A 19,878-nucleotide genomic window follows, 5' to 3' on the forward strand; every position below is an offset into this window, starting at 1 on the left:
ATGCAAGAATCGGACTACAACTTCCAGCCTGTTGAATTTGATCCCTTTGCGGGTCCTGAAATCGAGAATGTTGTTCCGGCTACCGAGCCTCAGTCCGAAATCTGGGCTTCATGCCTGATTGGAGCTGAAGAGGCAAACCGTTCATATAATGAGTCCGTTTCCCTGATCCTTCAGGGTGAACTGAATTATTCTTCACTTGAAAAATCACTGCAGGATCTTTTTAAAAGGCATGATGCCCTTCGATCAGGTTTCAGTGCAGATGGTAAACAATTATGTATTTTTTCTGAAGGCAAACTTCAATATAATTATCAGGATATCAGCGGCATTGATCCTGATCGTCAAAAAGATTTAATTGATCAGTTTCTGGTTGAAGATGCTAAGACATCTTTCAACCTGATAACAGGCCCATTATTCAGGGTTAAACTATTTAAGCTTGCAGAAGATAGCCATCATCTGACTCTTTCAAGTCATCACATCATCTGTGATGGATGGTCAATCAGCATCATCATGCAGGATTTGGGAAAACTGTATTCTGCCAGTTTAAAATCTGAAATTGCACAATTACCAGTGGCTCCAGCCTTTGCTGATTATGCGATAAAACAAAGGGCATTCCAACAAAGTGCAGAATATAAGTCAATTGAATCTTTCTGGATGAAGCAGTTCATGGATGATGTACCTGAACTGGATATACCTACCGATTTTCCGCGCCCCGAATTCAGAACCTACAAAAGCCATCGTGATGATTTTGAATTAAAGCCTGAGCTGATCAATGCGGCAAAAAAAATGGGGGCAAAAGCCGGATGTAGCTTTGTAAGCAGTATGCTGGTGGCTTTTGAAGTGTTCCTTCACCGAATATCCGGACAGAGTGATATCATTCTGGGCGTTCCATCTGCAGGACAGTCGGCAGAAGGCTACAATGGTCTGGTTGGTCATTGTGTCAATATGCTCCCTCTTAAAAGTCATCATAATGGCGATTTTACTTTCCTGGAATTTCTTAAAATCAGAAAACCGGCAATATTCGATGCTTATGAAAATCAGCAATACACTTTTGGAAGCCTGCTTAAAAAGCTGAATATCAGCAGGGATGCCTCACGTGTACCGCTAATCCCGATAGTATTTAATATTGATATCGGGCTGAATGAGGGCGTAAAATTCGAAGGGATAAATCATGAACTCATCATCAATAAAAGAGAATATGAGAACTTTGAAATATTTTTAAATGCAAGTGGTTCAGGCGATTCTCTGATTCTTGAATGGTCATATAATACCCAACTATTCAGTGCTGAAACCATCAGGGGAATGATGGAGGATTTTACTGAGCTGCTGCATCAGGTGACTGAAAATCCTGAAATAAAAATCCGGGATATCGATACCCGGGGATCGGGGGGGGACGATTTTGAATGGAATAACACCCTGGCAATTTACCCTAAGGACAGCTCCCTGCACGAACTGATCAGCCAGAAAGCCAAAGAGTATCCGCAAAAAAATGCACTTAGATTCAGGAATAATAATATCTCCTACCAGGATTTAAATGAACGCGCGAACCAAATGGCAAATCTCCTGATCAAACGGGGAATACAAAAAGGTGACAGAATTGCTCTGGCGCTCGAGAGATCTGAAGAACTGATCATCGCCCTGATTGCAATCCTCAAATCGGGTGCTGCCTATGTACCACTCGATCCCGCCTATCCGAAAAAACAAATTGAATATATGCTGAAGGATTCTTCAGCAAAAATATTGCTGACTTCTAAGGCCTATCAAAATAAATTTTCTGAGAGCGAAGAAATTATCCTTGAAGATATTCAGAATGAACTAAAAGGATGTTCTGCAGAGAACCCGGATGTAGCTGTAAATGGTTCTGACCTTGCATATGTAATTTACACATCCGGCTCATCTGGCAAACCAAAAGGAACACAAATTGAACACCATAGTTTGGTGAATTTCCTGTGCAGCATGCAGAAAGTACCGGGCATCAGCCCTGAGGATCGCCTTCTTGCAATCACGACAATTTCATTTGATATTGCTGGACTCGAACTTTATCTGCCTCTAATCAGCGGTGCTGAATTGCTTGTAGCTGATTCAGAATCAGTGAAGGATGGCCGGCTTCTGCTGGATCTGATCAGGAATGAAAAGATCAGCATCATGCAGGCAACCCCTTCCTCCTGGAGAATGATACTGGATGCCGGATGGAATGAAGCAATCAACATCAAAGTACTTTGTGGAGGTGAAGCCTTATCCCGTGACCTTGCCGGAAGCCTGAAGGAAAGATGCAGTTCCCTTTGGAATATGTATGGCCCGACCGAAACCACCATCTGGTCAACCCTTAAACAAATCAGTAATTTTGATCAGGCAATAACAATCGGCAGGCCAATAGCAAATACTCAGGTATACCTTCTCGACCAATACCTTAAACCGGTTCGGAAGGGAGGAACCGGCGAGATTTATATTGCCGGTGATGGACTGGCCAGAGCTTATTTAAATAATCCGGAGCTAACAGCTGCAGCTTTTATTAAAGATCCTTTTTCAGATCAGACCGATAAAAAAATGTACCGTACCGGTGATCTTGGCAGATACACAGCAGAAGGTGATATACAATGTCTTGGCAGGATAGATAATCAGGTTAAAATCAGGGGCCATCGGATTGAACTTGGAGCAATAGAAGAATCACTGCTAATGCAGAATTCGATAAAAGAAGCTGTTGTAATTGCAAGGGAAGACCTTCCAGGTGATAAAAAACTGGTAGCCTATATCGTCCCTGAACATGTTGAAGGGAACAGTAAATCACCTTCGTGGCAGGAAAGATGGGAAGATCTTTATAAACGGGGAATTCAGTCTGAAAGTGAGTTAAGTATTGGCGAACAGCAACTCGATATTGCTGTTGCTCAGGAAATCAGTGGACGGACTGACATACGGGAGGAGGTTGAAGAATGGCTAAAACAATCGGTAGACCGTATCAAAGCTATAAATGCTAAAACAGTTATGGAACTGGGTTGCGGTGCGGGACAGCTTGTATTCGAACTTGCACCCTTTACCGAAAATTTCATCGCAACTGATTACGCAGAAACCGCTATTGAGAAACTAAAGGAAAAACTTAGCGCCGAACCTGAAAAATGGAAAAACGTGAGCGCGATTACAGCACCGGCTGATGATTTTTCTTTTGTGAAAGATGGCTCTTTGGATCTTGTGATCATTAATGGGGTTGTTCAATATTTTCCAGATGCCTCATACCTGGTTAAGGTAATTAAAGAGGCATCAAAAGCAATAAAAAATGGAGGATGCATATTTATCGGTGATATGCAGGGCAATAGTACATTGCCAATGTATCATGCTTATGATCAGTTAAACCGAACTGACGAAAACCTAAAAATTACTGACTTCAAAAAGATTTGTGATCGCCGGGTGAAGCTGGAAGATGAGCTGGTTGCCGATCCGGGATTTTTCTATAAACTGCCTGAACTGATTCCGGAAATCAGTGGGGTGAATGTTCAGTTAAGGGAAGGACAGCATATCAACGAAACTACCAAATACCATTATGATATCTGGCTATATGTCAATGCCGGTTCATCAAGTATAAAAGCTGATATTCAGATCAAATGGGAAGCTGGAAATAATATAGCCTGGATAAACAGTGAGTTAAAAAAATATCCCGGAAAAGTTGTCCACCTTCATAAAGTACTCAATGAAAGAACGATAGATGATTATTCCCTTCAGAAAATTCTTGCCAAAATTGATAATAATGCATCGGTAAAAGATGTGAAATCTTTATTGACTTCAAAAAAGGAGGGCCTGAATCCGCATCCTTTCTGGAATCTGGGAACAGAACTTGGATATATCAGTCATGTACGGTGGACAAATGATGGTTCAGATGGTTGTTTTGACGTGATATTCATTCCATCTGAAAAACCTGACAGGATTCCTGAAGCAGGGGAGATTCTAAGTCCGCTTAAGGATTCAGCATTTGATTATGCCAGAGACCCCTATTCAGGTGAACTAACTGCCTCAGCAGATCAACTGGTTGAGTGGAAAGAAAGCCTGAAAGAATTACTGCCTGCCCAAATGATACCGGCTGAATTTGTGCTGCTGAAAAAATTACCCTTACTTCCCAATGGCAAGACCAATAGAAAGGCATTACCCAAACCTGAAGAGAAGCTCGAAAATAATCAGGAAAAAGCTACGCCCCGAACCGCCACGGAAAAATTGGTCGCAAGAATATGGGCTGAAACATTAGGATTAGAGTCTGTTGGATTAGATGATGATTTCTTTGAACTCGGTGGTCATTCGCTTATAGCGGTACAGGTAATGATCAGAATGGAGAAGGAAACCGGTTTAAGATTACCTTTGACAAGTTTGTTTAAATTTACTACTTTAGAAAAGTTTGCCCTCTTGTTCTCAGGGGCTCCTTTATGAATAAAACTGAAAGAAACGACCTTCAGCTAAACCCGGAAAGGGTCTTTGTTCCGGCTACGGAATCTCAGATGGAGATCTTGATATCCTGCATTTTAGGTGGTGATGAAGCAAGCCGGGCATACAATCTTTCTGTTACTCTTAATATTTCAGGACCTCTTAACCGCATTTATCTTGAACAAAGTCTGCAGGAACTTATTGACCGGCATGAATCCCTGAGATCGGTGTTTACTAGTGATGCTTCTCAGATTTGTATCTCTTCAAAACAACTGCTGAATCTTTATTTTGAAGATTTGAGCCAAAAGAATCAGAATCAAAAGGAAACTTTTATTTCTGATTATATAGAATCTGAGGTCAATACAGTCTTTGATCTGCAAAACGGACCTTTGTACAAATTGTCCTTATTCAAACTTGAGAATAATAATCATGCGCTAATCTTTACCGCCCACCATATCATATGTGATGGATGGTCAATGGGAATCTTTCTCGATGAACTTGGTAAATTATACTCGGCCCGTATCAAAAATGAACCTTCTGAATTGCCTGAAGCAAATTCCTTTACCCAATATGCTTTAGATCAAAAGAAATTCTCTCAAAGCAATGATTACAAGCAAATTGAACAATTCTGGCAAGACCAGTTCAAAGATAGTGTACCTGTACTCGACTTGCCAACTGATTTCCCCCGGCCGGCAATCAGAACCAATAAAAGTAATCGTTTAGATACTATTCTGGATAAGTATCTGTTCAGTGATATTAAAACCTTCAGTAATAAACAGGGTTCAAGCCTTGCAATTACGCTTAGAGCAGTATTTGAGATCCTACTATATAAATTGAGTGGACAGGATGATATCGTTCTTGGGCTCCCTTCGGCCGGACAGGCGATTACAGACAATTACCATCTGATGGGTCACTGTATCAACCTGCTTCCGATCAGATCCAGGCTTAGGGATGAAATGACATTCACGCAATATCTTAAAGAAAGGAAATTTGCTACCCTGGATGCTTATGATCATCAGCAATTCACATTCGGAAGCCTGCTGAAGAATCTGAATATCCCACGCGACCCATCCAGAGCGCCATTGGTTTCTGTCGTATTCAGCCTTGACCAGGGCTTGGGCGGCATGGTTGATTTTGAGGGATTAACATGTAAAGTCATATCCAATAAAAGAGATTATGAAAACTTTGAGCTGTTTATTAATGCAACAATTGAAGATGACGACTTCAAATTAGAATGGACCTATAACACCCAGTTGTTCAAAGCTGAAACCATCAGACAAATGATGGAGCAATTTGAGTCTCTTCTGAATAACCTTGTTAAAGATCCTCAGACAAAATTAAAAGATATTCTTGTCAGCGACCAAACTGAGCTTCTGAAAAAAATTGCCGGTTGGAATGATACTCAGGTCGGCTATCCGGAAGACAAACCTGTCTATAAGTTTGTTTCAGAAAATGCACAGCAATATCCTGATAAAATTGCTGTTAAATACAGAGACAGTACCACCAGCTACAGAGAGCTCAATGAGAAAGCTAATCGTCTTGCCCACTATTTAATTGATAATCAATTATATCCAGGAGACACAATCGCACTGGCAGTCGACCGTTCTCCTGAACTTATGATTAGTTTGCTGGCTATTATGAAAACAGGAGCAGCTTATGTTCCGGTTGATCCTGATTATCCTCTCAAGCGGATAGAGTACATGCTCGAAGATTCAGCAGCAAAAGTTTTAATCAGTTCTCAAAAATATAAAAGTCAATTTAACAGTGGGGGAACAAAAGAGATCGTACTCGAAGAAATTTTCCGGGAACTAACCAACTATCCCAGTACTGATCCACTTGTAGAAGTTAAGGGAACTGACCTTGCCTATGTAATCTACACATCAGGATCAACCGGCAAGCCTAAAGGGATAGCTATTGAACACCATAGCCTCTGCAACTTTTTATTCAGCATGCAGAAAGAGCCCGGCATTTCTGCTCAGGATAAGTTACTGGCGGTGACTACAATTTCCTTTGATATCTCCGGACTTGAATTATATCTCCCGCTGATCAGCGGTGCAGAACTCCTGATCACTGATACTGAAATAGCAAAGGATGCCAGAGAACTTCTTGACCTGATAAGAACAGAAAGGGTAAGTATCATGCAGGCTACGCCATCTACCTGGCGAATGATGGTAGAAAGCAATTGGAATGACCGGCTTGAACTCAAAGTGTTATGTGGCGGAGAAGCACTAAGTAAAGACCTCGCGGAAGCATTAATGAGCCGATGTAGTTCGCTTTGGAATATGTACGGACCGACTGAGACTACTATTTGGTCGGCAGTAAAAGAGATCAAAGCTTCCGATGAGCTAATTAGTATCGGACATCCGATTGCAAATACTCAGATCTATATTCTAGACCAGCACCTGCGACCGGTACCTGCAGGACGCACAGGAGAAATATATATCGGGGGTGCCGGACTTGCAAGAGCATATCTCAATAAACCTGAGCTAACTGCAAAAAGCTTTATTCAAAACCCAATTTCACCAGAAATATCCCAAAGAATTTATCGCAGCGGCGATCTGGGTAAATTTCTGGACAATGGAGAGATTCAGTGTTTCGGACGCATAGATAATCAGGTTAAAATAAGGGGATATCGGATTGAATTAGGTGCTATTGAAGAGGCATTGAATGAACAGGATCAGGTTAAGGAATCTTTGGTGATTGCCAGAGAGGACCGCCCAGGAGATCAAAGGCTGGTGGCTTATGTAATTCCTGAAACAGAGGACAATAACCCGGATTCCACTCAAATAGCATCCTGGAAACAGGGCATTAAAGAGTTATTGCCTTCTTATATGATCCCCGGTGATTTTGTTATCCTGAGCAAATTCCCATTACTTCCAAACGGAAAGATAGATAGAAAAGCACTACCAAAGCCTAATGAGAACCTTCTGGAGAACAAAAATCAAGCGCTCCCAAAAACTGAGACAGAGAAACTGATTGCTGAGGTTTGGAAAGCTGTTTTAGAAATAGAATCGCTTGGCTTGAATGACGACTTCTTTGATCTGGGTGGGCATTCGCTTTTAGCCGTTCAGGTAATGACACGCCTTGAAAAAGAGACAGGTGTTAAATTACCAATCACCACCTTGTTTAAGATATCAGGACTTTCAGATTTTGCGAAACAATTTGAGCTTGCCAAAGGTAGGATCACTGATTCAGAACAGAAAGTTAAATCCAATTCACAAAAGGATAGTATTAATAATCTACCGGATTCCACAATAGGTTTTGTACCACCCAGGACGGATGTAGAAAGTCTTGTCGCGCATATATGGGCTGAACATCTGGGGATTGAGGCCGTGGGAGTATTTGATGATTTTTTTGAATTAGGCGGGCATTCCATGATGGCTCTACAGGTTCTCAATCAATTGGAGAAAGAAACGGGAAAACGGCTGCCATTGGCCAGCTTGTTTGAACACAGTACAGTTGAATCGATGGCTCTGATGCTGGAAATGGATGCGAAATCCATTACCTGGGATTCATTGGTTGCAATCAAGCCACAGGGCAGCAAAATGCCACTTTACATCGTTCATGGTGCCGGATTAAATGTATTATTTTTCAATACCCTGGCAAAAAATATGGATCCCGATCAACCGGTATTTGGTCTACAGGCCAGGGGACTGAATGGTATTGACGAGCCATTGGAAAAAATCGAAGATATGGCTGCCTATTATATATCTGAAATAGTAAAGCATAATCCAAAGGGACCGTATGCTATCGCAGGTTTTTCTTTCGGAGGTATCATAGCATTTGAGATGGCAAAGCAGTTCAAGGCCATGGGTAAGGAGGTGAAAATGCTCGCCATGTTTGATACCTATGCCTACCAGTCTGACCGGTACGATTCTACATTTACAAGATTATTCAACAAGACCAGATACCTAAGTAAACAATTGCTTTACACCTTCACCCTATTCAATGAAGACCCTAAACGTACAATTGAGTACAAAACTGAAGCAATAAAACGCAGGTTCATCCAATTATACTGGAAACTTAAGTATGGTCGGGAACAAAATCAGGAAGGGTTTTTCGGATATGCCAATAACATCGATATAAAAAACATGCAAGCCTGGGAAAAGTATGTATTTACGCCATATAATGGATCAATAGAGCTTTTCAGGGCAAAAAAACGGACTTTTTATATGGATGATTTCGAGTATCTAGGCTGGAAGCCATTTGCACTGAAAGGAATCAGGATACATGAGATACCCGGAGAGCATAATTATATTTTTGCTCCGCCAAATGATCAGGAGTTTGCCGAAATTCTTCAGAAATGCCTTGATGAGTCGGCACAAAAAAGAGGATAACATAATATCTTACATGTCAGCAACCCGGATTTTCTGCAAACATATAGAACCTATATGGCAAAAAAAAACATTAAGCCGATCAGAAAATCAGGTAGATATCTGGAAAATCAGTGTGCAGGACTACAACCTTATTCCAGGAAATATACTCAGTAAGGATGAACTTTTAAAAGCATCCCGCTTTCTTCATTCCAAAGACCGTTCTTCGTTTGTCTCCAGGAGGGTAGCCTTGAGGATTCTGCTTAGCAGATATACAGATATTCCCCCTTCCGGGATCGAATTTATTGCTGGTAAAAATAAAAAACCGGAGCTGAGATCAGAATTAAACACAATCCGGTTTAATGTATCACATTCCGGTGAATTGATTCTGATTGCCATCTCTGATACGGAGATTGGCGTTGACATTGAGCGAATTGAAACCAGCTTCAACTATTCTGACATCCTTAGACATAGTTTCAGTGAGCAGGAAATTAGTTGTATTCAACAAGCGGCTGATAGCAAGGAACTTTTTTTCAGGTACTGGACACGAAAAGAAGCTCTGGCCAAGGCAAGTTCCAGAGGACTGGATGATGAACTCAGGAATATTCCCTGCCTCGACGGATGGCATAATAATAATGAAGAGCTCATTGGATTAAATGGCAACTGGCACTTGAATAGCTTCAATATTGATCATAAGTATACGGGTAGTATCGCCTTTCAGGCCGAAAAAAAATTGAACTTTTTATATTTTGAATTCTGATTATATAAAGCTTAAATATGGGATAAAATGATAATAATTATATTTAATTAAAAAACCGATGACTATTCAAAAAAAATCCCAGATATCCTATGAAGAGTTTATGGAGGAACACTATAAACCCAGGATACCGCTTATTTTTGAAAATGCTTCAAAAGTCTGGAAGGCTCATGGCGGAATTACGCCAGATTATCTGAGAGAACATTTTAACGATCGGAGCACCATTATCAATCATAAAGAATATACCATCGGTCAGATTTTAGATTATGTTGCAGTAAGCACTCCTGAAAATCCGGCTCCATATCCTGCAATTTTCGAAATCCGGACTCAGTTACCTGAATTACTCCCATTGATTGAGCCGGTTAATATGGGTTACGCTAAACCCAATTGGTTCGAAGAGAAGGTTTTTCCCCCGGGCAAACTGGGGAATAGTCTCGAATTATTTATCGGAGGTTTAGGTTGTCAGTTTCCGTTCGCACACATCGACCAGTACTATACCAATGCATGGATAACCCAGGTATATGGAGAGAAACAAATAACTATTTTCCCTCAGGGGCAGGATGAAATGCTCTATCCTGATCCCAGGAACCCATATGTCTCTCTAGTTAATATTTTTAATCCAGACTATAAAATACATCCTAAATTCAAAAATTCCACCCCTATAAAGGGAACAATTCTTCCCGGAGAAACCTTATTCATTCCGCGTGGAACCTGGCACACAGCACTTTCCCTTACAACAAATATTTCTGTGATCTTTGATCAGATTAACGATATCAATTTTGCCAGATGGAAAAGTGATATCTGGAAATTCAAAAAGCGGGAAAGTTTAAAAAATGCACTCGCAAGCTATGCCTATGCCACCGCAGCAGGTGCTTATTGTAAATTGAAGGATCTGTTTTCAGGAGCAAAATATTAGTTTGCTATTGAAAATTACACGTACCAATTGCAAGAAGGAGGGTCTAAGAAAAAGTCGGGAACAAGAAACCAGCTTATTGTTTCAGTTCTTTTGACCATACCTCATAAATCGGATTTCCGGTAGAACTAAGTCCCGAATGATGCCAGTTCCCATCAACTAATTTCCCGTCAAAAGAAAGAGAGGCCCCTACTCTGCTGTTATCACGGGAAAAGAATTCGATATTTTCGGTATACTTTCCATTGACAAAGGTATAAGAGCCTCCGCCAGTACCAAAAAACTCTTTCGTTTCAGCATTAATCGCTGCCCATTGAAATTTAGTTCCGGTTAGAACTTTCAGGGTTTTACGCGCTCTTGGCGGATTAATTACGATCTTCCCATCGGTCTTACGCCCCGACATACGCCAGGTACCCGCCATCTCACCCTCACCTTTATCGAGCATATCCCAGATAGCTTTTTTGCCGCTGATATCACTGCTTAATTTATTCCTGTTTACAGAAAAGCTGTAGGTAATCGACTGACCGATCTGATCCTTATCAATGGTATTAAATTCAATTTTAGCCGCTAAATCCTTGCCTGAAATGGTATATGTCCCTCCCCTGCTTTGTATGAACTGCTTATTCACCCTATCAAAAATCGTATGCATAAAATATCCGTCTGAGAACAGCAAAACCTGCTCTAAAGTACTCTGCTGAGTTTTCCAGGCACCATTAATCGATTCATCCGCATTCCGGGTATCAGGCACAAAACCTGTCAGACAAACCATCAAAATAATTGACAGTCCTGAGTAAAAAGTTTTAGTTTTACTTAGCATATTTCTCTGGTTTTAATATTAAAAATAATAAAAAATTCAGTTCATGCAAAGGTTTGATAGTTCTCTGATGTTTGATGTTTGTAAATATTTTTAAATAGTAAATCTATAGTTGTATATAGAAAGCTGGAAGCAAAAAATATTTGCCAATTTATTCGTTTCCGATTGATTATTGCCCTACTGAAAAGAAGCCGAACTATCCCTAGCCCCAACAATCCCAGCGCCCTCAAAAAACCTTATCAATAGAATTCCAGATAATTCGCAGGCTTGAAATAATAACGATCACACCGACGCCGATAAACATTTTTTTAAGCGGCAGTTTACCTGCAAGCCTTGCGGCAATTGGTGCGGCGAGAACACCTCCTATAATCAATCCAAGAATGGTTTGCCAATGACTTACTCCCAAAATAACAAAGAAAGTGAGCGCACTTGCCATTGTCACGAAGAATTCTGTTAAACTGACCGAGCCGATAACGTACTTAGGTGTCCGGCCCTTTGAAATGAGCGTACTGGTGACCAGAGGTCCCCAGCCTCCTCCACCGAAAGAATCAAGAAATCCTCCTGCACCCGCAAGCAATCCGGCGCGTTTAACTTTTTGTGCTTTTCGCTTTTCTTTGAATGCATTCGTCAATATTCTGATTCCAAGGATCATCGTGTATACCGAGATTATGGGCCGGATAATTTGACCGTAATTTTCACCGGCATAGGCCAGAAATACAGCTCCGACAATTGCCCCTAAAACACCCGGAATCAGGAGCGTTTTAAACAGCTTCATGTTCACGTTACCAAAACGATAGTGACTAAAGCCCGATGCCCCACTTGAAAACATTTCTGCAGTATGAATACTACCGGAAATTACCGCCGGGTTCATGCCTCCTGATAGTAAAAGCGTTGTAGACACTACACCATAACCCATACCCAAAGCACCATCAACCATTTGAGCTAAAAAGCCTACGAGCAACATCCATAAAAATTTATCATCAATTTGCGCCGACAATTCTTTACCCAAATCGAGAACTGCAGGGTAAGAAACATAGGAATATACTGCATATATAACAAAGAGTATTGCCAGACTGAATAATGATAAATAAGCAATTTTTTTCCATCGCCTTTCCTGGGAAACTACCCTTACTTTTACGTCGTTCAATGCTTTTATGATCTATTGTTAATGCGAAATCTAGTCCTGTTTCAGTAATAAATACAAATCCTATGGATTTAGTAGACAATTATAAATCATTTTTTCTTTTACACCTAATTTATTTTGAAATTTTTCAAATAAATCTGCCAAAGATCTCTCCTCGCGAAAAAATCCTCATGAATTAAAAATCAATTTACTTGTCGAGAATGACGGGCAGGGTGGAAAGCAGGATTCCAATTTGCTAATTACTTAGCTTTTGCGAATAGGGAGAAGAAATATATTCTTCATGTCCAATTTCAATCGACAAATAGACAAATTAACACATTGACAAATTGATTCCTCATTTGCTCATTAATCTTCCATCGCCAAATTATCAAACTATTTTTCATTTTACTAAAATTTTTAGCATAAATTTGTTCCCCCCTGCTAATAAACTATGTCAAAAGACACGCACATTATTCATATCGATCAGGATGCATTTTTTGTATCTGTAGAGCTCCTGAAGAACTCTTCCCTGATCGGGAAACCGGTGATTATCGGAGGCAGTTCCGATCGCGGGGTGGTCGCATCCTGCAGTTATGAGGCGCGGAAATTCGGAGTCCACTCTGCTATGCCATCGCGAATGGCCAGGCAGCTTTGTCCGCATGCGATCTTTATCCGCGGCAATATGGATGAATACAGCAAGTATTCGCATATAGTAACCGACATTCTGCAGGAGCGGGTTCCTCTGCTTGAAAAGGCTTCTATTGATGAACACTACATCGACATGACCGGAATGGATCGCTTTTATGGCTGCATGAAATTTGCCCATGAACTGAGGCTGTATGTAATGAAGCAGACCGGGCTTCCCCTTTCCTTCGGCCTGTCGGTCAACAAAACGGTTTCAAAAATTGCCACCAATGAATGCAAGCCGAACGGAGAGCGGCAGGTTTCGAAAGATGAGGTTCAGCCTTTTCTAAACCCGCTATCCATTAAAAAGATTCCCGGTCTGGGGCAGGCTACTTATATCCGGCTGAGCGAAATGGGGGTAAGGTATATTTATACTCTGGCTCAGATCCCACAGGAACAATTATTCAGGGTATTAGGCAATAATGGCACAAGTCTCTGGCAGAAAGCCCGGGGAATCGACAATTCGCCGGTACTGCCTTACCGTGAGCAAAAATCGATCGGAACACAAAGCACTTTCGAGAACGACAGCATTGATACCCGGAAGATCAAACAATTGCTTAGTTCCATGGTTATGGATCTCTGCTTTCAGCTCAGATCACAGCAAAAACTGGCTGCCTGTATCACCGTAACCATCCGATATTCCAATTTCGAAACGCATACCCGGCAGGCAAGGATTCCGTATACTTCATTGGATTCCTTCCTGATCAGCAAGGCAAAAGAGCTTTTTGACACCTTATACAACCGGCGCATGCTGATTCGCCTTGTTGGAGTTAAACTTTCGCAACTGGTAAGCGGGAATGAACAAATCAGCCTCTATGGTGCTTCTGAAGAACAGTATAAACTTTATCAGGCAATGGACCGCATCCGGAACAGGTTTGGAGAGAAGGCTGTAAAACTGGCATCCAGCATCGACATCAATCTTTGAGCCATGTACCTGAATGTTCATTCACAATATAGTTTGCGCTACGGCACCCTCTCTGTCGAAAAACTGGTAGAGCAAGCTAAAACTATGGGGATAGAACAAATGACACTTACCGATATCAATAACTCTACGGGAGCGATGGAATTCATCAGAGAATGCCAGGAAAAGGGGATCAAAGCCATTACAGGTATCGAGTTCAGGAAATCATCCGCACTTCTGTATATCGGCATAGCCCGCAACAGGGAAGGCATGAAAGAGTTGAATGACTTCCTCAGCTTCTACAATCTCAACAGTATGGAGCTGCCCGACAAACCCTGGGATTTTCAGAATGTTTACATCATATATCCATATAGCTACGAACACCGGGATCTGAAAGAAAATGAATTCCTGGGTATCCCCTACCGGGATCTGAACAATCTTTTCGGGAAGCCCTTATCAGGGATCAGGGAAAAAATTGTGGCTCTGCATAGCGTAACGGTTAGCAATAAGATAGAGCATCGCCTGCATACTTATTTAAAAGGAATAGACCTGAACACCCTGCTCTCCAAGATCGGAAAAAATGATTGCTGCCATGAAGATGAGGTGTTCCTCTCCCCTGATCAGCTGAAAAAACGTTATGAAGGCTATCCCTTTATTATTAGTAATACCGAGAAACTCATGAACGACTGCAGCAGCAGCTTTGAAAAGGGCTCAAAGAACCGGAAGACATTTACCGGATCGACAAAAGATGACAAAGCCCTGCTGGAGAAACTCGCCCTTGAAGGAATGGAATACCGCTATGGCCGCTCGAACAGGGAAGCTTTAAAACGGGTACAGAAAGAACTTGCGGTTATTAATGAGCTGCATTTCTCTGCTTATTTCCTGATTACCTGGGATATCATCCGCTATTCGATGGCCAGAGGCTATTATCATATCGGAAGAGGCTCAGGGGCAAACAGCATCGTATCTTACTGCATGCGTATCACTGATGTAGATCCTATAGAACTCGACCTGTATTTTGAACGCTTCCTGAACCGACAGCGGAGTAGCCCGCCCGACTTCGACATCGATTACAGCTGGGATGAACGGGAAGATGTGCAGGACTATATATTTAAACGTTACGGCAGCAATCACACTGCATTACTCGGAACGATGAGTACGTTTAAAGACCGCTCCATCATCCGGGAGATCAGCAAGGTAATGGGCTTACCGGCTCAGGAGATAGATAGTTTTACTGACCCTACAAAACAGGAACAGAACCGGAACAACCCGACTTTTGCTAAGATACTGGCCATTCAGAGTATGATGCAGCATATGCCAAACCAGCGTTCTATCCATGCAGGAGGTGTGCTGATCTCAGAAGAACCGATCACCTATTATACTGCACTGGATCTGCCGCCCAAAGGTATGCCTACCGTGCAATGGGATATGTATGAAGCCGAAGCCATCGGATATGAAAAATTCGATATTCTGAGCCAGAGAGGCATCGGGCATATTAAAGAGGCGGTCCGTCTGATCCTCGAAAATCAGAAAACAAAACTGGATATCCATGCGGTCAGCTCCTTCATGAAAGACCCGAAAATCAATGCGAAATTAAAAACAGGTAAAACCATCGGCTGTTTTTACATCGAATCGCCTGCCATGCGGCAACTGCTGAAAAAGCTGGGATGTGAGAGTTATCTGACGCTCGTTGCCGCAAGCTCAATCATCCGCCCCGGAGTAGCATCTTCGGGTATGATGAAGACCTATATCAGCAATTACCATGATCCCGAAAATGTCGAATACCTGCATCCGGTAATGAAAGAGCATCTTCGGGAAACCTTCGGCGTAATGGTGTATCAGGAAGATGTGATCAAGATCTGCTATCATTATGCCGGGCTCGATCTCACAGATGCCGACGTTTTGCGTCGGGGTATGAGTGGGAAATACCGCTCTAAAAAAGAATTCGATCGCCTGGTTCAGCGATTTTTCGACCGCGCCAAAGAGATTGGAAGAGATGAGAAAACTACCGAAGAAGTCTGGCGACAGGTCTCCTCTTTTGCTGGATACAGTTTCTCAAAAGCCCACTCCGCTTCATTCGCTGTAGAAAGTTACCAGAGCCTCTTCCTCAAAACTTATTATCCCATGGAGTTTATGGTAGCCGTACTGAATAATTACGGCGGCTTTTACCAGCGCTGGGTCTATGTTCATGAGCTTCAGAAATCGGGTGCCCGGGTGCATTTACCCTGCGTAAACAATAGTGAAGCGAAGGTTAGGATCAGAGGTAAAGATGTGTGGCTGGGTTTTATTGGCCTCCAGGGACTCGAAAACCAATACATCGAGCTCATCCCGGCAGAACGGGAAGCCAATGGTCCCTACCGCGACCTCGCCGATTTTATCAAACGAACCGGAATCACACTCGATCAGGCCATTATCCTGATCCGTATCGGAGCCCTAAGGTTCTGCGGAAAGAACAAAAAAGAACTGCTATGGGAAGTACATAATTACCTCGGCAGCAAAATTGTGCCTAAACAGGATACCGAACTGTTCTGTACCGAAGCGAAAGAACTCTATCTGCCCGAACTGGAAAGCTCGATACTGGAAGATGCCTATAATGAGCTTGAATTATTAGGTTATCCACTAAGCATGAGCATGTTCGACCTGATGAAATCGGACTACCACGGGGATGTTGCAGCAAAAGACTTATCAAAGCACCTCAACAAAACAATCCGGTTAGCAGGCAATTACGTCTGTGAAAAGACAGTCCGCACAAAAAATAATAAGAAAATGTGGTTCGGTACTTTTCTGGATGCAGAGGGTGAATTCCTGGACACAATTCATTTCCCGAATAATACTCCTTCCTATCCTTTCAGAGGAAAGGGCTGTTATCTGATCCTCGGAAAAGTAGTCGAGGATTTTGGCTGCCCCGCAATTGAGGTCGAGAAGTTTGCCAAACTCCCAATCAGGGATAACCCGGTTTTTTAACGGGGACACAGGATTAGCCGCCAGAAGCAAGAGCTTTCTTTATCTCATCTTCTATCTCATCGGTAAACCCATTTGAGAGCAAACTTATCTTTCCACTTTTATCAATAAGCAAATACATTGGCAAAGCAATAGAACTGATGTAGTAATCCTTTTTGAATTGTTCATTCCCAATCAGCATAGGAATCTTGATTCCTTTCTTCAGCACCATATTCTTTGCAGCACTCAGCCCTCTGATATCGCTGCTTATTCCGTATACCAGCAAGCCTTTATCTTTATATCTCTCATATATAGATTCAAGCTTAGGCATTGCCGCAATGCAGGGACTGCACCATATTTCCCAAAGATCGAGCAGAACAACTTTCCCTTTAAAATCGGAAGAAGACATCATTTCTCCGGAAAATGTACTGAGTTTAAAAGAAGGAGCATCATGATCCTTCAGGGTCATAATGGGCAAATTCATACTTCCCTGAACAGAAACCTGCTGTTTATACTGATCCAGAAAGGCCAGCGAGGTAAAATCGTATTTGAAGTCAGGCTCATTAATTTCTAAGTCTCTCACTTTATAATAGAGATCCTGAATATTGCCATAACTTTCCTGATGATTTTTCATGGCGAGGGGCAGCATCACTTTTTTGTCGATAGTAAAAATCTTAAACCTGTTCGTTACATTTTCTGCTTTATAATCAGGATAAGTAAGCGTTAAATAGTAATTGCGTTCATCTTCTCTGACAAAAAAGCCGCTGGCTTTCGATGTATCTAATTTAACCAGATCAGGAAAAACAATATGACCACCACCACCGTTCAGGATATTCGATATACCGGATTTTGAGGTAGTCAGGGTATATGTTTGAGTCTGTGGATTTATAGTATAAGCGACATAGCCATCATATACTCTCTCCTCCAATTCTCCGTCTTTTTTTGCCCAAAATTTAAAACCCATTGTATTTGTGTTTCTGTCATCTGTTTCCAACTTTACATTTCCGCTCATTGTACGAACATCTTTTGTAAGCAGCGTATCCCTGCGATCGAGAGTATAAGAAATTGTTTTTAATGAAGTTTGTGCCTTGAGTACCCGGTTTATTATATCCTTAGCATCCTGTCCTGAAGCAATACCATACATTAGACTTAATACAATTGTTATCAATCCTGATCTTCTCATTTTTATCTGATTTATTTTCAACAAACTTATTGCATTGAAATCCATCTCAATAAGTTATTAGACCTTAGTGCCAATAAATTAGACAAAAAAGAACTTTAAGATACTTGTCGAAAAAATGAGTGCTTTTGTCGAAAAAACATCGTAAATATCGAGCTCTTTGATCAGGAAGATTAATTTTCTTATACCTTAATGCCTTATGAAATCAAATCAAAGGTGGCTAAACAATAAATCCGGCAGGATTGAAACGGTATTCTTCCTGTGCTACTTCCTCTTGTTTCCTTTATTATCTGATGTAGAATTTAACCTTCGAGAACCGGGAGGCAATTCATTACTGGTTATTCAATCTATACCCTACAGGATTTTATCCGGGCTGTTGTACATGGTACCATATCTGATCTATTACAAGTTTATCCTGCAAAAACACCTGTTCCAAAAGCACTTTATTCAATTCACCATTTATCTTCTGTTATTTCTATTTCTCTTTAATATTTATACCCCGCTGATCAACTGGTTGGTTTCTGAGCTAAACTTTTCTAAAGTGAATCTGAAATCAGCACAGGGAATTAACTTTCGAAATACAGTAAGTCTGAATTTTAGTTTAATGTATATTTTCAGGGAGCTGTTAGTGATTACTGCTCTCGCATATTTCATCAGGTCGCAAAAGCAGGAAAAACAATTAAGAGAACTAAAAGAGCAACAGTTAAACGCAGAACTTAATTACCTAAAAATCCAGCTTCAACCACATTTTTTCTTCAATACCCTGAATAATATCTATTCCCTTACCCTGCAGGGATCTGAAAAAGCTGCTCCTCTGATAGCCAAACATTCAGACATAATGCGCTATATTTTATATGAAGCATCCAAACCGAAACTGAAGCTAAAACAGGAAATAGACTTTCTCAAAACCTATACTGAGGTGGAAGCCATTAGATATTCAGATAAAATCTGCATCACTTTTGAAAGTCAGGGAATAAATGAAACTGCCCGGATTGAGCCTTTATTACTGCTTCCATTCATCGAAAACACATTCAAACATGGTATCCGAGAAGAAATCAATGAGGGCTATATTCATATTATAATAAGTCTGGTAGAAAATGAGTTATCAGCCGAAATCAGAAATAGTAAAATATCAGACCAGGCAAAGAAATCCGCAAACAAAGGCATCGGACTTGAGAATATAGCCAAAAGGCTTCAGATCCTATATCCCGGCGCACACAAAATGGAAATACTTGAAGGTGATTATAGCTACGAACTGCGTTTAATATTAATTTTAAACCCATGACAAGATGTATTATAGTTGATGATGAACCTCTTGCGCAACAAGTCATTGAAAACCATATCAATAAAACTGAAGGTCTGACATTATTAAAGAAGTGCGGAAATGCAGTTGAAGCATTTACCTGTATTAGCCAGTCAGATGTTGATTTGATTTTCCTGGATATTAAAATGCCTTTTATGAGCGGCATTGAGTTTATTAAATCTTTGAGAAACCCACCTGCATTTATTTTTACCACAGCCTACTCAGAACATGCTGTGATGAGTTATGAGCTTGAAGCTGTCGATTACTTATTAAAACCGATCACTTACGACAGATTCCTTGCTGCTATTGCTAAATTTCTGAAACAGAATGTAAGTCCAAAAGCAGAAAACTCATTTTCCTATTTTAAAGTTAATGGGAAGATGGTAAAAGTTGAGCATAGTGATATTTTATATGCCCAATCCATCAAAGATTATATTATCCTCAATACTTTAAAGGGCAATTACATAATACATATGACCATGAAATATCTCGCAGAACTCCTGCCGGATACAAGCTTCAGGCGGATACACAGGTCATTTCTGATAAGCCTAC

General features: G+C 41.1%; 11 protein-coding genes. 8 read left to right on the top strand and 3 right to left on the bottom strand.

Features of this window, described 5'->3' with window-relative positions; translation table 11 throughout:
- Genes VGE44_RS08275 through VGE44_RS08290 form a run of 4 tightly spaced genes read left to right on the top strand, consistent with a single transcriptional unit; the run spans position 1 to position 10,387 of the window.
- Complete coding sequence (locus tag VGE44_RS08275; RefSeq protein WP_331077844.1) at positions 1-4,407, top strand: amino acid adenylation domain-containing protein; 4,407 nt, start codon at positions 1-3, stop codon at positions 4,405-4,407.
- Complete coding sequence (locus tag VGE44_RS08280) at positions 4,404-8,738, top strand: amino acid adenylation domain-containing protein (protein ID WP_331077846.1); 4,335 nt, start codon at positions 4,404-4,406, stop codon at positions 8,736-8,738. Before VGE44_RS08275 ends, VGE44_RS08280 begins: the two co-directional genes overlap by 4 nt.
- Before the next feature lie 13 nt (positions 8,739-8,751).
- Complete coding sequence (locus tag VGE44_RS08285) at positions 8,752-9,474, top strand: 4'-phosphopantetheinyl transferase family protein (RefSeq protein WP_331077848.1); 723 nt, start codon at positions 8,752-8,754, stop codon at positions 9,472-9,474.
- A gap of 58 nt (positions 9,475-9,532) precedes the next feature.
- Positions 9,533-10,387, top strand: a complete 855-nt coding sequence (locus VGE44_RS08290) for a cupin-like domain-containing protein (protein ID WP_331077851.1) — start codon at positions 9,533-9,535, stop codon at positions 10,385-10,387.
- A gap of 73 nt (positions 10,388-10,460) precedes the next feature.
- On the opposite strand, the gene VGE44_RS08295 is transcribed toward VGE44_RS08290, so the two are convergent.
- Both VGE44_RS08295 and VGE44_RS08300 read right to left on the bottom strand, forming a co-directional pair.
- Entirely contained in the window at positions 10,461-11,198 is a 738-nt protein-coding gene (locus VGE44_RS08295) for a hypothetical protein (protein WP_331077853.1), read from the bottom strand.
- Positions 11,199-11,421: 223 nt separating this feature from the next.
- Entirely contained in the window at positions 11,422-12,342 is a 921-nt protein-coding gene (locus tag VGE44_RS08300; protein WP_331077855.1) for a sulfite exporter TauE/SafE family protein, read from the bottom strand.
- 427 nt (positions 12,343-12,769) lie between these two features.
- On the opposite strand from VGE44_RS08300, the gene dinB reads away from it, so the two are divergent.
- Together dinB and VGE44_RS08310 are read left to right on the top strand one after the other, a co-directional pair.
- Positions 12,770-13,927 carry a DNA polymerase IV gene (dinB, locus tag VGE44_RS08305; protein ID WP_331077858.1) on the top strand — a complete coding sequence of 386 codons (1,158 nt, stop codon included), beginning with the start codon at positions 12,770-12,772 and terminating at the stop codon, positions 13,925-13,927.
- A 3-nt stretch (positions 13,928-13,930) separates the two neighbouring features.
- Positions 13,931-16,867 carry a DNA polymerase III subunit alpha gene (locus tag VGE44_RS08310; protein WP_331077860.1) on the top strand — a complete coding sequence of 979 codons (2,937 nt, stop codon included), beginning with the start codon at positions 13,931-13,933 and terminating at the stop codon, positions 16,865-16,867.
- Positions 16,868-16,880: 13 nt separating this feature from the next.
- On the opposite strand, the gene VGE44_RS08315 is transcribed toward VGE44_RS08310, so the two are convergent.
- Positions 16,881-18,026, bottom strand: a complete 1,146-nt coding sequence (locus VGE44_RS08315) for a TlpA disulfide reductase family protein (protein ID WP_331077862.1) — start codon at positions 18,024-18,026, stop codon at positions 16,881-16,883.
- Positions 18,027-18,222: 196 nt separating this feature from the next.
- On the opposite strand from VGE44_RS08315, the gene VGE44_RS08320 reads away from it, so the two are divergent.
- Together VGE44_RS08320 and VGE44_RS08325 are read left to right on the top strand one after the other, a co-directional pair.
- Positions 18,223-19,308: a sensor histidine kinase gene (locus VGE44_RS08320; protein WP_331077864.1), complete on the top strand. Its 1,086-nt coding sequence runs from the start codon at positions 18,223-18,225 to the stop codon at positions 19,306-19,308.
- Positions 19,305-19,878, top strand: a 574-nt coding sequence (locus tag VGE44_RS08325) for a response regulator transcription factor (RefSeq protein ID WP_331077866.1), incomplete at its 3' end; no start/stop codon positions are given. The genes VGE44_RS08320 and VGE44_RS08325, both read left to right, overlap by 4 nt.

This window comes from Daejeonella sp. (genome assembly GCF_036405355.1).
In the GTDB taxonomy this organism is placed as follows: domain Bacteria; phylum Bacteroidota; class Bacteroidia; order Sphingobacteriales; family Sphingobacteriaceae; genus Daejeonella.